Annotated in this window: 14 protein-coding genes, 1 pseudogene, 1 riboswitch and 1 other annotated feature; all 15 genes and pseudogenes read left to right on the forward strand. The window is 32.0% G+C overall.

Translation table 11 applies throughout. From position 1 onward, the window contains the following. The first annotated feature begins 97 nt into the window (after nt 1–97). The 15 genes and pseudogenes from polA to JX000_RS05450 all read left to right on the forward strand — a co-directional run bounded on the left by polA (nt 98) and on the right by JX000_RS05450 (nt 15,923). Entirely contained in the window at nt 98–2,728 is a 2,631-nt protein-coding gene (gene polA / locus JX000_RS05385) for a DNA polymerase I (protein WP_145506599.1), read from the forward strand. 14 nt (nt 2,729–2,742) lie between these two features. Then, nucleotides 2,743–3,615 (forward strand): bifunctional DNA-formamidopyrimidine glycosylase/DNA-(apurinic or apyrimidinic site) lyase, encoded by an 873-nt coding sequence (gene mutM / locus JX000_RS05390; protein WP_049425094.1) that lies wholly within the window; start codon nt 2,743–2,745, stop codon nt 3,613–3,615. 15 nt (nt 3,616–3,630) lie between these two features. Next, on the forward strand, nt 3,631–4,233 hold the full coding sequence (coaE, locus tag JX000_RS05395) for a dephospho-CoA kinase (RefSeq protein WP_002452224.1): 603 nt from the start codon (nt 3,631–3,633) through the stop codon (nt 4,231–4,233). A 266-nt stretch (nt 4,234–4,499) separates the two neighbouring features. Beyond that, nucleotides 4,500–5,525 carry a type I glyceraldehyde-3-phosphate dehydrogenase gene (gene gap, locus JX000_RS05400; RefSeq protein ID WP_002451762.1) on the forward strand — a complete coding sequence of 342 codons (1,026 nt, stop codon included), beginning with the start codon at nt 4,500–4,502 and terminating at the stop codon, nt 5,523–5,525. A gap of 286 nt (nt 5,526–5,811) precedes the next feature. Next, nucleotides 5,812–6,282, forward strand: coding sequence for a transcriptional regulator NrdR (gene nrdR, locus JX000_RS05405; protein ID WP_002451763.1), 471 nt, complete (start codon nt 5,812–5,814; stop codon nt 6,280–6,282). After that, nucleotides 6,283–7,665, forward strand: a complete 1,383-nt coding sequence (locus JX000_RS05410) for a replicative helicase loading/DNA remodeling protein DnaB (protein WP_075778012.1) — start codon at nt 6,283–6,285, stop codon at nt 7,663–7,665. It begins immediately after the preceding gene. Then, a complete protein-coding gene (gene dnaI / locus JX000_RS05415; protein WP_002451765.1) occupies nt 7,666–8,586 on the forward strand; it encodes a primosomal protein DnaI in 921 nt (306 codons plus the stop codon). A 92-nt stretch (nt 8,587–8,678) separates the two neighbouring features. Continuing rightward, nucleotides 8,679–8,775: pseudogene (locus tag JX000_RS12315) on the forward strand (hypothetical protein). A 180-nt stretch (nt 8,776–8,955) separates the two neighbouring features. Further along, nucleotides 8,956–10,893 carry a threonine--tRNA ligase gene (gene thrS, locus JX000_RS05420; protein WP_002451766.1) on the forward strand — a complete coding sequence of 646 codons (1,938 nt, stop codon included), beginning with the start codon at nt 8,956–8,958 and terminating at the stop codon, nt 10,891–10,893. Nucleotides 10,894–10,943: 50 nt separating this feature from the next. Then, nucleotides 10,944–11,117: riboswitch (Lysine riboswitch) on the forward strand. 201 nt (nt 11,118–11,318) lie between these two features. Further along, complete coding sequence (locus JX000_RS05425; RefSeq protein ID WP_002451767.1) at nt 11,319–12,815, forward strand: amino acid permease; 1,497 nt, start codon at nt 11,319–11,321, stop codon at nt 12,813–12,815. Nucleotides 12,816–12,876: 61 nt separating this feature from the next. Then, nucleotides 12,877–13,000: a sequence feature (ribosomal protein L20 leader region), on the forward strand. 26 nt (nt 13,001–13,026) lie between these two features. After that, a complete protein-coding gene (infC, locus tag JX000_RS05430) occupies nt 13,027–13,554 on the forward strand; it encodes a translation initiation factor IF-3 (RefSeq protein ID WP_002451768.1) in 528 nt (175 codons plus the stop codon). 30 nt (nt 13,555–13,584) lie between these two features. Further along, nucleotides 13,585–13,785 (forward strand): 50S ribosomal protein L35, encoded by a 201-nt coding sequence (rpmI, locus tag JX000_RS05435; RefSeq protein WP_002451769.1) that lies wholly within the window; start codon nt 13,585–13,587, stop codon nt 13,783–13,785. 55 nt (nt 13,786–13,840) lie between these two features. Beyond that, nucleotides 13,841–14,197 (forward strand): 50S ribosomal protein L20, encoded by a 357-nt coding sequence (rplT, locus tag JX000_RS05440; protein ID WP_002451770.1) that lies wholly within the window; start codon nt 13,841–13,843, stop codon nt 14,195–14,197. Between the two features lie 177 nt (nt 14,198–14,374). Then, on the forward strand, nt 14,375–14,983 hold the full coding sequence (locus JX000_RS05445; RefSeq protein WP_002451771.1) for an NUDIX domain-containing protein: 609 nt from the start codon (nt 14,375–14,377) through the stop codon (nt 14,981–14,983). 19 nt (nt 14,984–15,002) lie between these two features. After that, nucleotides 15,003–15,923, forward strand: coding sequence for a hypothetical protein (locus tag JX000_RS05450; RefSeq protein WP_206140973.1), 921 nt, complete (start codon nt 15,003–15,005; stop codon nt 15,921–15,923). Nucleotides 15,924–16,075 lie beyond the last annotated feature (152 nt).

Raw genomic sequence — 16,075 nt, forward strand, 5'->3', positions numbered from 1 at the left:
TTAGTTCAATGAATTATGAGACAATGGTACTTAATGTTTAATGACGATACACTGTTTATGCTAAAATATATTTAAATATGTGCTGGAGGTTTATAACGTGAATAAATTAGTATTAATTGATGGTAATAGTTTAAGCTTTAGAGCTTTCTATGCTTTGCCATTACTTTCAAATAAGGCAGGCATACATACTAATGCAGTATATGGCTTTGCGATGTTACTAGAGAAAATTCTTAAAGAAGAACAACCTAATCACTTTTTAGTGGCGTTTGATGCAGGTAAAACAACTTTCAGACATTCTAAATATAGTGAATATAAAGGTGGTAGACAAAAAACTCCACCTGAGTTAAGTGAACAATTCCCATATATTCGTCAGTTATTAGATGCATATCACATAAAAAGATATGAATTAGAGAATTATGAAGCAGATGATATTATTGGTACTTTGAGTAATGAAGCGGACAAAGCTGGGTTTGAAACTATCATAATTACTGGCGATAGAGATTTAACGCAGCTTGCTACTGATCATGTCACAATTTACTATACTAAAAAAGGTGTAACAGAAGTCGATCATTATACACCAGACTTTATCGCTGAAAAATATAACGGATTAACACCAAATCAAATTATTGATATGAAAGGGTTAATGGGCGATACTTCAGATAATATACCGGGCGTAGCTGGCGTAGGCGAAAAAACAGCAATTAAATTACTAAATCAATTCAATACTGTAGAAGGCGTTTATGACAATATAAATAGTGTTTCAGGTAAAAAACTTAAAGAAAAACTTGAAAATAGTAAAGATGATGCTTTAATGAGTAAAGATTTAGCTACCATTAATGTTGAAAGCCCAATCGAAGTTAATTTAGAAGATACTAAAATGGAAGCAGACATTGATGAAACTGAAAAAATTGAGCTCTTTAAAAAATTAGAATTTAACCAACTTTTAGCAGAAATAGATTCATTTGAAGCAACTCAAGAACAAAAAGATAAAGTCTTTGAGATTGAGTCGGATTTTGACCATATTAATTTTAATGATTTAGATGAGGCGACCATTCATTTTGAGCTAGAAGATAGTAATTATTTAAAAGATAATATATTAAAATTTGGACTTTATACTGGAGAACATCATGTTGTTATCAATGCAGATGAAATTAAACAATTTTCAGATTTAGTCAATTGGTTAGAAAATCCAAATACAGCAAAAACTGTTTATGATGCTAAGAAAACTTATGTTGTTGCTCATAGACTAGATATCGATATTCAAAACATTCAGTTTGATGTCATGTTGTCTAGTTACATTATCGATCCATCAAGAACCATTGACGATGTGAATTCAGTTGTTTCTTTATATGGACAACATTATGTGCAGGATAACGTGGCTATTTATGGTAAGGGCAAAAAGCATCATATTCCAGAAGACGAGATTTTAAATAAACATGTAGCCTCAATCATTGAAGCGGTAAGTGCATCGAAATCAGAAATGCAAAATCAACTAAAAGAATATAATCAAGAATCTCTATTAGCAGATTTAGAACTACCATTAGCCGAAATATTAAGCGAGATGGAAGAAATTGGAATCTATACAGATGTAAATGATTTACAACATATGGAGAAAGAGATTCAAGAAAAGCTAGATGTTTTAATTAAAAATATTCATGAAGCTGCGGGTGAAGAATTTAACATTAATTCTCCTAAACAACTTGGCGTGGTATTATTTGAAACACTAGAATTACCAGTGATTAAAAAAACTAAAACAGGCTACTCTACTGCTGTTGATGTATTGGAACAATTACAAGGTCAACACCCAATTATTGATTATATTTTAGAATATCGCCAATTATCAAAATTACAATCTACGTATGTAGAAGGATTACAAAAAGTGATTAGTGAAGATAATCGCATTCATACACGTTTTAATCAAACATTAGCTCAAACTGGGCGATTATCAAGTGTGGATCCAAATTTACAAAATATACCTATTCGTTTAGAAGAAGGTAGGAAAATTAGAAAAGCATTTAAACCGACATCTACAGATAGTGTTATTTTAAGTGCCGATTATTCTCAAATTGAATTAAGAGTTTTAGCACATATTACGCAAGATGAAAGTATGAAAGAAGCATTCATAAATGGTCATGATATTCATACAGCGACTGCAATGAAGGTTTTCGATGTGGAAGCGGATGAAGTTGATAGTTTAATGCGTAGACAAGCGAAAGCCGTTAACTTTGGAATTGTGTATGGCATAAGTGATTATGGATTAAGCCAAAGTTTAGGAATTACACGTAAAAAGGCGATAGCATTTATTGATGATTATTTAGATAGTTTTCCAGGAGTCAAACAATATATGTCAGATATTGTGAAAGATGCTAAAGCTCAAGGTTTTGTAGAAACATTATTACATCGTCGTAGATATATTCCAGATATTACAAGTCGTAATTTTAATTTAAGAAGTTTTGCAGAAAGAACAGCAATGAATACGCCAATTCAAGGTAGTGCGGCAGATATTATCAAATTGGCTATGGTGCAATTCAATAAAGAAGTACAACATACTAAATATCACGCGAAACTATTATTGCAAGTTCATGACGAATTAATCTTTGAAGTACCAAAAGATGAAGTAGAATCATTCAGCCAGTTTGTAGAAGACATTATGGAGTCTGCACTAGAATTAGATGTGCCACTAAAAGTTGACTCAAGTTACGGTGCGACATGGTATGATGCAAAATAAAGGAAGGTTTGAATATGCCAGAACTACCAGAAGTAGAACATGTTAAACGTGGGATTGAACCGTATGCCATAAATACTACGATAAATAAAATTACTTTTTCAGAAAATGTAAAAAAGGGTAAAGAAGATAATAGAGAGACGATTATCAAAGGAATGACGCTTGATAGTTTTCAACGTTTAACAGAAGGTTATACAATTACCAAAATTGAGCGTAGAAGTAAATATATTGTATTTTATATTAATCGTGATTCAGAACAACGTATTTTGATTAGTCATTTAGGTATGGCTGGTGGATTTTTCGTTGTTGATCATTTAGAACAAATTGCTGTACCTAATTATCGTAAACATTGGCAAGTTATTTTTGAATTAGACAATGGTAAAAAATTAATCTATTCAGATATTCGTCGCTTTGGAGAAATTAGAAATGTGAGTAGCTTCGATGCATATCCTTCATTTTTAAGTATAGCTCCTGAACCATTTGACGAAGATGCAATGCAACATTTTTTAGATATTACCAATAAAAAGAATTATGCTAAAAAACCGATTAAACAAGTGATTTTAGATCATAAAGTTATATCTGGTTGCGGAAATATTTATGCGTGTGAAGCTCTATTTAGAGCGGGCATTTTACCCAGTCGACTAACGCAAGATTTAACGCAACAAGAAAAAGAAATGGTATTTTATCATGTTCGATCTGTATTAAATGAGGGTATAAAATATGGAGGAACAAGCATTTCCGATTATCGTCATGCCGATGGTAAAACAGGGGAAATGCAGTTACATCTGAATGTTTATAAACAAAAATATTGCAAGGTATGTGGGCACTCAATTGAAACGAAAGTCATCGCATCTAGAAATAGTCACTATTGCCCGACTTGTCAGAAATAAAGGAAGCGTGAAAATATGTCAAAAGTAATAGGACTTACTGGTGGTATCGCATCAGGTAAATCAACTGTATCTGAATTGTTAACAGCGTTTGGATTTAAAGTAGTAGATGCGGACACAGCTGCAAGAGAAGCAGTTGCTAAAGGAACACCAGGTATAGCGAAGGTAAAAGAAGTTTTTGGCGAAGAAGCTATTGATGAAAATGGCGAGATGGACAGAAAATATATGGGTGAATTAGTATTTAATAATCCAGGCGAACGTATTAAGTTAAATGAAATTGTTCATCCTAAAGTTAGAGAAATAATGGAAGAAAAGAAGCAACAATTTTTAAATAAAGGCCATAACGTAATTATGGATATACCACTTTTATTTGAAAATGAATTGCAAGATACCGTAGATGAAGTATGGCTTGTTTACACATCTGAAAGTATTCAAATTGATCGTTTAATGGAAAGAAATGATTTAACTCAAGAAGAAGCAAAAGCAAGAGTATATAGCCAAATATCTATTGATAAGAAAAGTAGAATGGCTGACCACGTGATTGATAATCTTGGGGATAAACTGGAACTAAAGCAAAATTTAGAAAAGTTACTTAGTGAAAAAGGTTATATTGAGAAATAATTCAAATAGTAACTATTTATTAAGCCTGAGACATTTAAAAATGACTCAGGTTTTTTTATATGATTACTGAGTAACTATAGAATCTTTTATATTTATAGCGTTATTAGATGATATTGAATTCGATATCATTTAATAACTAAATCTTATTATGATTGATTATAATTTGCGTTTGTAAAGTTTTGGTAAACGCTTACAAAAATAATTTATTATGTTATACTAATGCCATAAAGTATAACATATAAATAAATGGTCAAGGGGTGCTTTAAATGACAACGAATATAGCAATTAACGGTATGGGTAGAATAGGTAGAATGGTATTAAGAATTGCTTTAAAAAATGAAAACTTAAGCGTAAAAGCAATTAATGCAAGTTACCCTCCAGAAACAATTGCACATCTTATCAATTATGATACAACTCATGGTAAGTTCGACGAAAAAGTAGAAGCTACTGAAAATGGCATTCGTTATAAAAATCAAGATATCAAATTAGTTTCAGATAGAAATCCAGAAAACTTACCTTGGAAAGAACTTGATATAGATGTTGTCATCGAAGCAACTGGTAAATTCAATCATGGTGATAAAGCTATTGCACATATTAATGCTGGTGCAAAAAAAGTATTATTAACAGGCCCATCTAAAGGTGGTCATGTTCAAATGATTGTGAAAGGTGTCAATGATGAAAAGCTAGATGTTAATGAATACGATATTTTCAGTAATGCATCATGCACAACTAACTGTATTGGGCCGGTTGCTAAAGTATTAAATGATGAATTTGGTATTGTGAATGGTCTTATGACTACAGTACACGCAATTACTAATGACCAAAAGAATATTGATAACCCACATAAAGATTTACGTAGAGCACGTTCATGTAATGAAAGTATAATTCCGACATCTACAGGCGCTGCGAAAGCATTAAAAGAGGTACTACCTGAAGTAGAAGGTAAATTACATGGAATGGCACTAAGAGTACCAACTAAGAATGTTTCACTTGTAGATTTAGTTGTAGATTTAGAACAAAATGTAACAGTAGAACAAATTAATGATGCATTCAAAAATGCAAATTTAGATGGTGTATTGGATGTAGAAAGCGAACCACTTGTTTCAGTAGATTTTAATACAAATCCAAATTCTGCAGTAATTGATGCACAATCTACAATGGTTATGGGTGATAAAAAAGTTAAAGTTATCGCTTGGTATGATAATGAATGGGGATATTCAAACAGAGTTGTTGAAGTAGCAGAACAAATTGGTAAATTGATAGAATCTCATAAAGCAGTAGAAGCTGTATAAAAATCATTTTTAAGCGACTGCCAATGTAACCTTTAATGCTAAAGGTTACATTGGCAGTTTTTTTGTTCTTATAAAGTGGGAGTATCAAATTTATCATAAATTAAATAGAGAAAAATTTAAATTTAACATCATTTTTGAAAATGTCACATTTTTTATTTAGGTTGTTATATTTAATGATATAAAATAGTTTACACTTTTAGTCATATAATTTAAAAGGTGCTTTCTTTTGTAACGTGCGAATTTATAGTATAATTAAGCATAATCTAAATAGAAAAGAGTGACAATCATGAAATGCCCAAAATGTAATTCAACGCATTCGAGAGTAGTAGATTCACGTCATGCAGAAGATGCAAACGCGATTCGTCGAAGAAGAGAATGTGAAAATTGTGGTACAAGATTTACAACATTTGAACATATTGAAGTGAGTCCATTAATAGTAGTGAAGAAAGATGGAACGAGAGAACAATTTTTAAGAGAAAAAATCTTGAATGGATTAGTTAGGTCATGTGAAAAACGTCCAGTGAGATACCAACAACTAGAAGATATAACAAATAAAGTGGAGTGGCAATTAAGAGATGAAGGTCATACTGAGATTTCATCTAGAGAAATTGGAGAACATGTAATGAACTTATTAATGCATGTTGATCAAGTTTCTTATGTTCGCTTTGCTTCTGTGTATAAAGAGTTTAAAGATATTGATCAACTGTTGGCCTCAATGCAAGGTATTCTTAATGATAATAAACGGAGTGATTTATAAATGGGGTTAAATTCCTTTGAATTAGGGTTAAGACCACAAGATAGTTTTGAAGTGATACAAGATTTTTATTTAAACTCACAACATCTTGAAATATTAAACCGTCTGTTTACACCTTTAATTGGGCCTCAAGCAATTGGTTTATATCATTTTATGCATCAATTTTCCAATGATATTGAACAACCATTAACCCATTATGTCATTATGAATGAACTTAAAGAAAATTTAATCGACTTTAGAAATCAAATGGATTTGTTAGAAGCAATTGGTTTAATGAAATCATTTGTTAAACATGATGAGCAACAAACACATTTTATATATCAATTGATTCAGCCGCCGTCAGCATCCCAATTTTTCAATGACCCTATGTTATCTGTATTTTTATATAGTGAAGTTGATAAAAAAAGATACCAAGTACTAAAGAAACATTTTGAACAAACTTTTAGAGATTTAACGCAGTATCAACAAACAACGAGAAAGTTTACAGATGTCTTTAAAGTACCCAATAGAATATTAGATATCGACACACAAGATATACCTAAAGCGAGTGAGTATCAAGGACTTGATTTGTCTAATGAATCTTTTGATTTTGATATGTTGAAACAGATGTTACATAACCACTTCATTTCAAATGAAATCGTGACAAAAGACGCTAAAAGTCTTATTATTCAACTTGCAACTTTATATGGTTTAACGGCTGACGCGATGAAACATATTATATTGAATTCAATTACTAGTGCTCAACAATTATCTTTTGAAGAGATGCGTAAACAAGCGCGTTCATATTATTTAATAGAACATGAAAACCAATTACCTAAATTAGAATTGAATAAAAGCATTAAACAAAGTGAAAATTCGAACCAATCTAATGAAATCCCTAATCCTGAAAATGATACGGAACAATGGCTTCAATTGTTAGAACAGACGAGTCCAATTGATATGTTAGCCTCATGGTCTGAATCAGAACCAACATTGTCTCAAAAGAATATGATTGAAGAATTAATTCATAGAGAAAAAATGAACTTTGGAGTTATTAACATCTTATTACAATTTGTTATGCTCAAAGAAGATATGAAATTACCAAAATCATATATTTTTGAAATTGCTTCGAATTGGAAGAAGAAAGGGATTACTACGGCTAAACAAGCTTATGAATATGCCTTGAAAGTTAATCAACCTAAACCATCTTATGAGAATAAATCGCAACCTTATCAAGGTTATAATCGTAAAAGTAAATTGGTTTCTAGAGAGAAAACACCTAAATGGTTAGAAGAAAGAGATAATCCGAATGCTACAGAACTTTCAAAAGATGAAAAGGATGAACAATTTGAAAAGGATAGACAAGCATTCTTAGAACAATTAAATAAAGATTGGGAGGAGGATTAGATGGAAAGCTTTAAGAATATTGTAGGTTCAAATAAAGATTTCGAAAAGAGAATTGCTAAAATACGTCAGCAAGTTGTTAATGATCCTGATGTTAAGCAATTTTTAAATGAACATCAATCAGAATTAACTAATGCCATGATTGATGAAGATTTAAACGTTCTACAAGAATATAAAGATCAACAAAAGCACTATGATGGGCATCATTATAATGAATGTCCTAATTTTGTTAAAGGCCATATACCAGAATTATATATCGAAAATGAACGTATTAAAATCCGCTATTTGCCATGCCCATGTAAAGTGAAATATGATGAAGAAAGACTTAATTCTCAATTGATTACATCACATCATATGCAGAGAGATACTTTAAATGCAAAGATTAAAGATATTTATACAACTGGACGTAATCGATTGGATATTGCAATGCAAGTTAATGATATATGCAAAAAGTTAATAAATGGTGAGAATGTCAAAGGGCTATATCTGTATGGACCTTTTGGCACTGGAAAGTCATTTATTTTAGGTGCCATAGCAAATCAACTCAAAGCTAAAAAAGTGCCATCTACTATAGTTTATCTTCCCGAATACATTCGCACATTAAAAGGTGGTTTTAAGGACGGGAGTTACGAAAGAAAATTACAAAGAATTCGAGAAGCTAACATTTTAATGCTAGATGATATTGGTGCAGAAGAAGTAACGCCATGGGTTAGAGATGAAGTTATTGGCCCATTATTGCATTATAGAATGGTTCATGAATTACCCACTTTCTTTACTTCTAATTTAAGTTATGATGAATTAGAACACCATTTATCAATGACACGTGAGGGTTCAGAAAAAACGAAAGCAGCTCGAATTATTGAACGTATTAAGACGTTATCCACACCTTATTTCTTAAAAGGTGAAAACTTTAGAAACAATTGATATTTTCATAAAATGTTGTATAATAGAATCAAATCTAAATCGTTGAAACTGTTGAAGACATGATAATTTAATCACTGTTACACAGAAAGCCGTTGTTTGATGAGAATATGGCTAATAAATTAAATTATTACTACTTTAATGCATGGTATTTGTAATGAATACTCGGCTCAAGACCGTTATCTTATGTAGAGAAGACGTTAAAATTGCTCGATTTTTAATCGAGTATTGTTTTAACGCTTAACTAGGGTGGTACCACGACAATCTCGTCCCTGATTTAGGGATGGGATTTTTTTATTTTCTCTATAGTTTTACATTGATTTATTTCAATAAGTCAACGATATGATTTTTTATAATTTAGGAGGTTATAGTATGGATCAAATTAATATTCAATTTCCAGATGGTAATTCAAAGGCATTTGATAAAGGCACTACTACTGAAGATATAGCTCAATCAATCAGTCCAGGTCTACGTAAAAAAGCTGTAGCAGGTAAATTTAATGGACAAATGGTAGATTTAACACGACCGTTAGAAGAAGATGGTGAGATTGAAATCGTTACACCAGGCAGTGATGAAGCATTGGAAGTATTGCGTCATTCAACTGCTCATTTGATGGCTCAAGCATTAAAACGTTTATACGGGGATGTTAAATTTGGTGTAGGTCCTGTCATTGAAGGCGGCTTCTACTATGATTTCGATACAGATGAAAAAATTTCATCAGATGACTTTGAAAAAATTGAAAAAACAATGAAAAAAATTGTCGATGAGAATCATAAAATCGAAAGAAAAGTAGTCACTAGGGATGAAGCTAAAGCATTCTTCAAAGATGATCCATACAAATTAGAATTAATTGATGCAATACCTGAAGATGAAAATGTAACGCTTTATAGTCAAGGAGAATTCACTGATTTATGTAGAGGTGTTCATGTACCATCTACGTCTAAAATTAAAGAATTTAAATTATTATCAACAGCTGGTGCATACTGGCGCGGAGACAGTAATAATAAAATGTTACAACGAATTTACGGTACTGCATTCTTTGATAAAAAAGATTTAAAAGCGCATTTAGAAATGTTGGAAGAGCGCAAAGAACGTGATCACCGTAAAATCGGTAAAGATTTAGAGTTGTTTGCAAATAGTCAACTAGTTGGAGCTGGTTTACCACTATGGTTACCTAATGGTGCTACAATTCGTCGTGAAATTGAACGTTATATTGTAGATAAAGAAGTAAGTATGGGATATGACCACGTATATACACCAGTATTAGCAAATGTTGATTTATATAAAACATCCGGACATTGGGATCACTATCAAGAGGATATGTTCCCACCTATGAAATTAGATGAGACAGAAGAAATGGTATTACGTCCGATGAACTGTCCTCACCATATGATGATATATAATAATAAACCGCATTCTTATAGAGAATTGCCAATTCGTATTGCCGAATTAGGTACTATGCATAGATATGAAGCTAGTGGTGCTGTATCAGGATTACAACGTGTAAGAGGTATGACTTTGAACGATTCACATATCTTTGTTAGACCTGATCAAATTAAGGAAGAATTCAAACGCGTAGTTAATATGATTCAAGATGTATATAAAGATTTCGGTTTCGAAGACTATCGTTTCAGATTAAGTTATAGAGACCCAGAAGATAAAGAAAAGTATTTTGATGATGATGAAATGTGGAATAAAGCTGAGAACATGATTAAAGAAGCGGCTGACGAATTAGGGTTATCATACGAAGAAGCTATCGGAGAAGCGGCATTTTATGGCCCTAAATTAGATGTGCAAGTTAAAACAGCTATGGGTAAAGAAGAAACATTATCTACAGCGCAATTAGATTTCTTATTACCTGAGCGTTTTGAACTCACATACATTGGTCAAGATGGAGAGCAACATAGACCTGTAGTTATTCATCGTGGTGTTGTATCTACAATGGAACGATTTGTTGCATTCTTAACTGAAGAAACTAAAGGTGCATTCCCAACTTGGTTAGCACCAAAACAAGTTGAAATTATCCCGGTTAATTTAGATTTACATTACGACTATGCAAAATCAATTCAAGATGAATTAAAATCTCAAGGTGTTCGTGTTGAAATCGATGATCGTAATGAAAAAATGGGTTATAAAATCCGTGAAGCCCAAATGCAAAAAATCCCTTATCAAATAGTGGTAGGAGATAAAGAAGTAGAAAACAATGAAGTAAATGTACGTAAATACGGTTCTCAAGATCAAGAGACATTAGAAAAAGATGAATTTATTTGGAATTTAGTAGACGAAATCCGTTTAAAAAAGCATAGATAAGCTTGAAATTTAAACGCAGTTCATGTATATTACAAGTTAGTTAAATAAAAAGTTGAGTTAGAGGTTGCAATATTAAAGAGTCGCTTGTCAGAAGTCTTATGGGACATATGTTGAACAAGTTAAAGGTAATGTTGCCGAAACAAGTGATAACCATAATTATGACTTGTTGGGACAGTTGTCGAAAGAAACTGTACTGTCACAGAATGTGATGTGCTACCTTATATAGATAAAAGCAAAGTGGTTGCATATCTTAAAGGTATGTAGCCACTTTTTTGTTTTAGATTTATAAATAAAAGTAACATAATTAAGTGAGATATGGTACAGCTATTGAAATAGATGATGAAACAGAACTTAATGTGTTGTTTCTTTAATAAATGATAAAACAAAATCATAACTGCCTCTAAATACAAAGAAAGGAATCTTCTATGAGTAAAAACAAAAGTCAAAATGAAGGGATACAAAGAGGTTTAAAAGACCGCCACATATCTATGATAGCGATTGGTGGTTGTATTGGAACAGGTCTATTTATGACTTCCGGTGGAGCCATTCACAGCGCTGGTGCCTTAGGTGCTTTGATTGCTTATGCAATTATTGGAGCAATGGTATTCTTCTTAATGACCTCACTAGGCGAGATGGCCACATATTTACCAGTTTCGGGATCATTTAGTACATACGCCACACGATTTGTAGACCCATCTCTAGGGTTTGCATTAGGGTGGAACTATTGGTTTAACTGGGTCATTACAGTAGCTGCAGATGTAACCATTGCCGCTCAGGTCATTCAATATTGGTCCCCAATGCAAAGTGTTCCCGCTTGGGTATGGAGTTGTATATTTTTAGTTATTATCTTTGCACTTAACTCATTGTCAGTTCGAGTATATGGTGAGAGTGAATATTGGTTTGCACTTATAAAAGTTGTTACTGTCATCATATTTATTGTAATAGGATTATTAACTATTGTAGGTATAATGGGTGGTAAATTCGTTGGTTTTGAAACCTTTACTAAAGGAGGCGGCCCTATCCTTGGTGGTAACTTAGGTGGTAGCTTACTTTCAATATTAGGTGTGTTCTTAGTTGCTGGCTTTTCATTCCAAGGAACTGAATTAATTGGTATTACAGCAGGGGAATCTGAAAATCCTGAAAGAGCCGTTCCAAAAGCAATCAAACAAGTGTTCTGGAGAATATTATTATTCTATATACTAGCAATTTTCATCATTGGTATGCTAATACCATATGATAGTAGTGCACTTATGGGTGGAGAAAATAGCATCTCTACTTCACCATTTACATTAGTGTTCCAAAATGCTGGACTTGCATTTGCAGCATCATTTATGAATGCAGTTATATTAACATCAGTGTTATCTGCAGGTAACTCAGGGATGTATGCGTCTACTAGAATGTTATATTCAATGAGTAAAGATAAACTAGCATTTAATTCATTTTCTAAAACGAATAAAAATGGTGTACCGCACATTTCTTTAATCGTAACTGGAATTATTGTTGTAGTGATTTTTGCAGTACAACATTTTAGTGGTGATGCATATGAATATATCGTTGCAGCAAGTGGTATGACAGGATTTATTGCTTGGGTCGGTATAGCAGTGAGTCATTATAGATTTAGACGTGCATTCGATAAGCAAAATTATGACAAATCTAAATTAAAATATACGGCTAAATTATTCCCATTCGGCCCAATATTTGCCGGATTCTTATGTATAATTGTTATACTAGGTCAAGACGTCGATTTTATTAAAACAGGGGACTTTGACTTAAATCGATTTATTATTACCTATATGGGAATTCCGGTGTTCTTAGCATTCTTTATATATCATAAAGTACGATATAAGACTAAAAAAATTCCATTAGAACAAGTAGATTTACGACAAGATGTATCTATGGAAGAAGTAAGACATCATGATTAATAAAAAAAGTAGTTGACGAATACATTTATTGTTGATATGATTAATAACGTTGAATACGAAACGAACCAAGTAGAAGCTCCCGCTTCTCACCTGTAGCGACGCAATAAGCAGTTGGCAGGTTAATCATGTTACACAATTAATGTGTGAAGAAGAGCGGGTAGTGATACTCGCTCTTCTTTTTGCTTGGGACAATTTCGTAAAATTCTGGGAGGTGTCAACCATAGCAAAAGATCAGACTCAAATTAATGAGAAAATTCGTGCAAAAGAACTTCGTTTAGTAGGTCAAGATGGTGAACAAATTGGTGTTAAATCAAAACAAGAAGCATTAGAAATGGCTGAACGTGTTGATTTAGATTTAGTAATCGTAGCACCAAATGCTAAACCACCTGTTGCAAGAATTATGGATTACGGTAAATTCAAATTCGAACAACAGAAAAAAGAAAAAGAAATGAAGAAGAAACAAAAAACAATTAACGTTAAAGAAATTCGTTTAAGCCCAACAATTGAGGAACATGATTTCCAAACAAAATTGAAAAATGGACGTAAATTCCTTTCTAAAGGCGATAAATGTAAAGTTTCAATTCGTTTCAGAGGTCGTGCAATTACTCACAAAGAAATTGGTCAACGCCAATTAGAAAAATTTGCTGAAGAATGCAAAGACATTGCAACAATCGAACAGAAGCCTAAAATGGAAGGCCGTCAAATGTTCCTTATGTTATCACCAATTAATGAAAAATAATTAATAATAATTTCTAGGAGGAAATGAATCATGCCTAAAATGAAAACTCATCGTGGAGCAGCGAAACGTGTTAAAAGAACTGGTTCAGGTCAATTAAAACGTTCAAGAGCTTTCACATCTCACTTATTCGCAAACAAAAACACTAAACAAAAACGTCAATTACGTAAAAGTAGATTAGTTTCTAAAAGTGATATGAAACGTGTAAAACAATTATTATCTTATAAAAAATAATACAACTAACGAATATAGAATAATTACGTAGATAGAATCTAAGGAGGAATTTAATATGCCACGAGTAAAAGGTGGAACAGTAACAAGAGCACGTCGTAAAAAAACGATTAAATTAGCTAAAGGTTACTTCGGTTCAAAACATACATTATATAAAGTAGCAAAACAACAAGTAATGAAATCAGGTCAATACGCATTCCGTGACCGTCGTCAACGTAAACGTGATTTCCGTAAATTATGGATTACACGTATTAATGCTGCAGCACGTAAACACGATATTAGTTATTCACGTTTAATGAACGGATTGAAAAAAGCTGACATCGATATCAACCGTAAAATGTTATCTGAAATTGCTATTTCAGACGATAAAGCATTCGGTGAATTAGTATCAAAAGCTAAAGACGCTTTAAAATAAACTAAACTCATAAAAGCTGAGACATTTTAGGATGTCCCAGCTTTTATTTATATTTCTTTAAATTTTAAAATGGAATTGTCTAAGCATTGATATTAATAGAGAATATTGATAACGATCGCGAATTGAAAATAAGTTTGATAGAATAATATTATAAAAGAAAACATAAAGGAGTTTAGTATGTCTAAATTTGATGAGCAAATTATAGTTGTGCCAAGAGCAACACTTTTCGATAATGAAAAGAATGCATTTAATGGATTTTTATCAAAAAATGATGAAAAAGGTAGTAATATTTTCAATGCATTAAGTCAGTATGACGTGAAGCGTAGAGGTGATATGGAAGAGGATCCAGAATTTAAGCAACTTATTTCATATTGTTTATTAGAAAATCAAAGTGGTGAAATACTTGTGTATGAGCGTCTTTCAGGCGGCGGAGAAGAAAGACTACATGGCCAATCCTCAATTGGCGTCGGTGGTCATATGAACGACGTTGTAGGGGCAGATTCAATTAATGAAGTGCTAAGAGTGAATGCGCAAAGAGAATTAGAAGAAGAAGTAGGTTTATCTGCAGAAGATTCTCAAAATATGGAATACTTAGGCTTTATCAATGATGACAATAATGAAGTAGGCAAGGTTCATATGGGTGTAGTATTTAAAATAACAGTCAGTTCAAATGATGTAGAATCTAAAGAAACAGATACGTTAAGAATCAAATGGATTGAAAAAGGGAAAATAGAATCATACGATGACTTTGAGACATGGAGTGCATTAATTCTTCAAGATTTATAATAATTGAGGTGCAAATTGAATGTCAGATATCATCCCATTCCCATTATCTGAGAAAAAGTTAAAAGAAGATATTAGAAAAGCGGAATTAACACAAGACTTGGATAGAATGTATGAATTATTTGAACAATATGAAAGCCAATTTGAATTAGATGAAGCACTTGCAATTAAAAAGTGCGATATGCTTTATCAAATGAGGGCATTTTTGGAATTAAGAGAAGAAGCTATCATTTTACTTAAACAGGGTTTAAATAAGTATGATGAGTTAATGATTTATTATATTAAGAGTTTGAATGGTTTAGAACAGTACTATGAATCAGTTGAAGTGATTAATCAAATTATTGATGAAGTACGGGACCATAAGACTAGAATGAAATTATTTCCACTTAAAGCATATGCACAATCTAAGCTAGATTCAAATCATGAACAATTAACTCAATCATTAGCTCAATTTCATCAATTAAATGCAAGAGAACAAACACACGTTCTACTTCAACTCATCGATAATGGTCATTATGATTTTAAAGAAACAATCCATTATTTGTTAAGTCATTCTACTTTCGAAAATAATATTGTAAGTTTAATGATAGAATACCTAAGGTTCGCACAATCTGAAAGTATCGTAACCGTTACCAAATATGGAACAACAGTTAATATCATCCCTAAAGAGTTAAGTGGTCTTGAACACACGACTTTAAAATCAATTATCTTACCAAAAGTGATCGAGAATCTTGAGGATGGTGCCATACATATTGTTGACGAAGCGAGCCATATTATGAATAATCATTCTATATTGTTATATCCTCTTAATATTGAATCTTTATTTCCAATAGAAGATTGGATTGTTGCATATGATGTTTATTTTAAATCTATGTTAGGTATAGATGATAATGTTGTTAATCAAGATGTTTTATCATATATATATCAATTAGATAAACAATGATAAACTCAATTTCTTGCAAATAATTCTTAAATCGTTTAACGTAAATTTTAATTGAATTAAGTAATAAATCATTTCGCAAACGTTGCAATTTCAATGTTTGTGTACACAATTGACCTATGCTATAATAGGGAAGTTGAAAAAATAAAATAGTT

It is taken from the genome of Staphylococcus sp. SB1-57, from assembly GCF_017086425.1.
Lineage (GTDB): Bacteria > Bacillota > Bacilli > Staphylococcales > Staphylococcaceae > Staphylococcus > Staphylococcus warneri_A.

Bases quoted from the DNA above. Each gene is read 5' to 3' on its own strand.
- JX000_RS05410 (WP_075778012.1), top strand. From the start codon at position 6,283: ATGGGGTTAAATTCCTTTGAATTAGGGTTAAGACCACAAGATAGTTTT.
- JX000_RS05425 (WP_002451767.1), top strand. From the start codon at position 11,319: ATGAGTAAAAACAAAAGTCAAAATGAAGGGATACAAAGAGGTTTAAAA.
- thrS (WP_002451766.1), top strand. From the start codon at position 8,956: ATGGATCAAATTAATATTCAATTTCCAGATGGTAATTCAAAGGCATTT.
- nrdR (WP_002451763.1), top strand. From the start codon at position 5,812: ATGAAATGCCCAAAATGTAATTCAACGCATTCGAGAGTAGTAGATTCA.
- rpmI (WP_002451769.1), top strand. From the start codon at position 13,585: ATGCCTAAAATGAAAACTCATCGTGGAGCAGCGAAACGTGTTAAAAGA.
- JX000_RS05445 (WP_002451771.1), top strand. From the start codon at position 14,375: ATGTCTAAATTTGATGAGCAAATTATAGTTGTGCCAAGAGCAACACTT.
- rplT (WP_002451770.1), top strand. From the start codon at position 13,841: ATGCCACGAGTAAAAGGTGGAACAGTAACAAGAGCACGTCGTAAAAAA.
- mutM (WP_049425094.1), top strand. From the start codon at position 2,743: ATGCCAGAACTACCAGAAGTAGAACATGTTAAACGTGGGATTGAACCG.
- coaE (WP_002452224.1), top strand. From the start codon at position 3,631: ATGTCAAAAGTAATAGGACTTACTGGTGGTATCGCATCAGGTAAATCA.
- gap (WP_002451762.1), top strand. From the start codon at position 4,500: ATGACAACGAATATAGCAATTAACGGTATGGGTAGAATAGGTAGAATG.
- dnaI (WP_002451765.1), top strand. From the start codon at position 7,666: ATGGAAAGCTTTAAGAATATTGTAGGTTCAAATAAAGATTTCGAAAAG.
- JX000_RS05450 (WP_206140973.1), top strand. From the start codon at position 15,003: ATGTCAGATATCATCCCATTCCCATTATCTGAGAAAAAGTTAAAAGAA.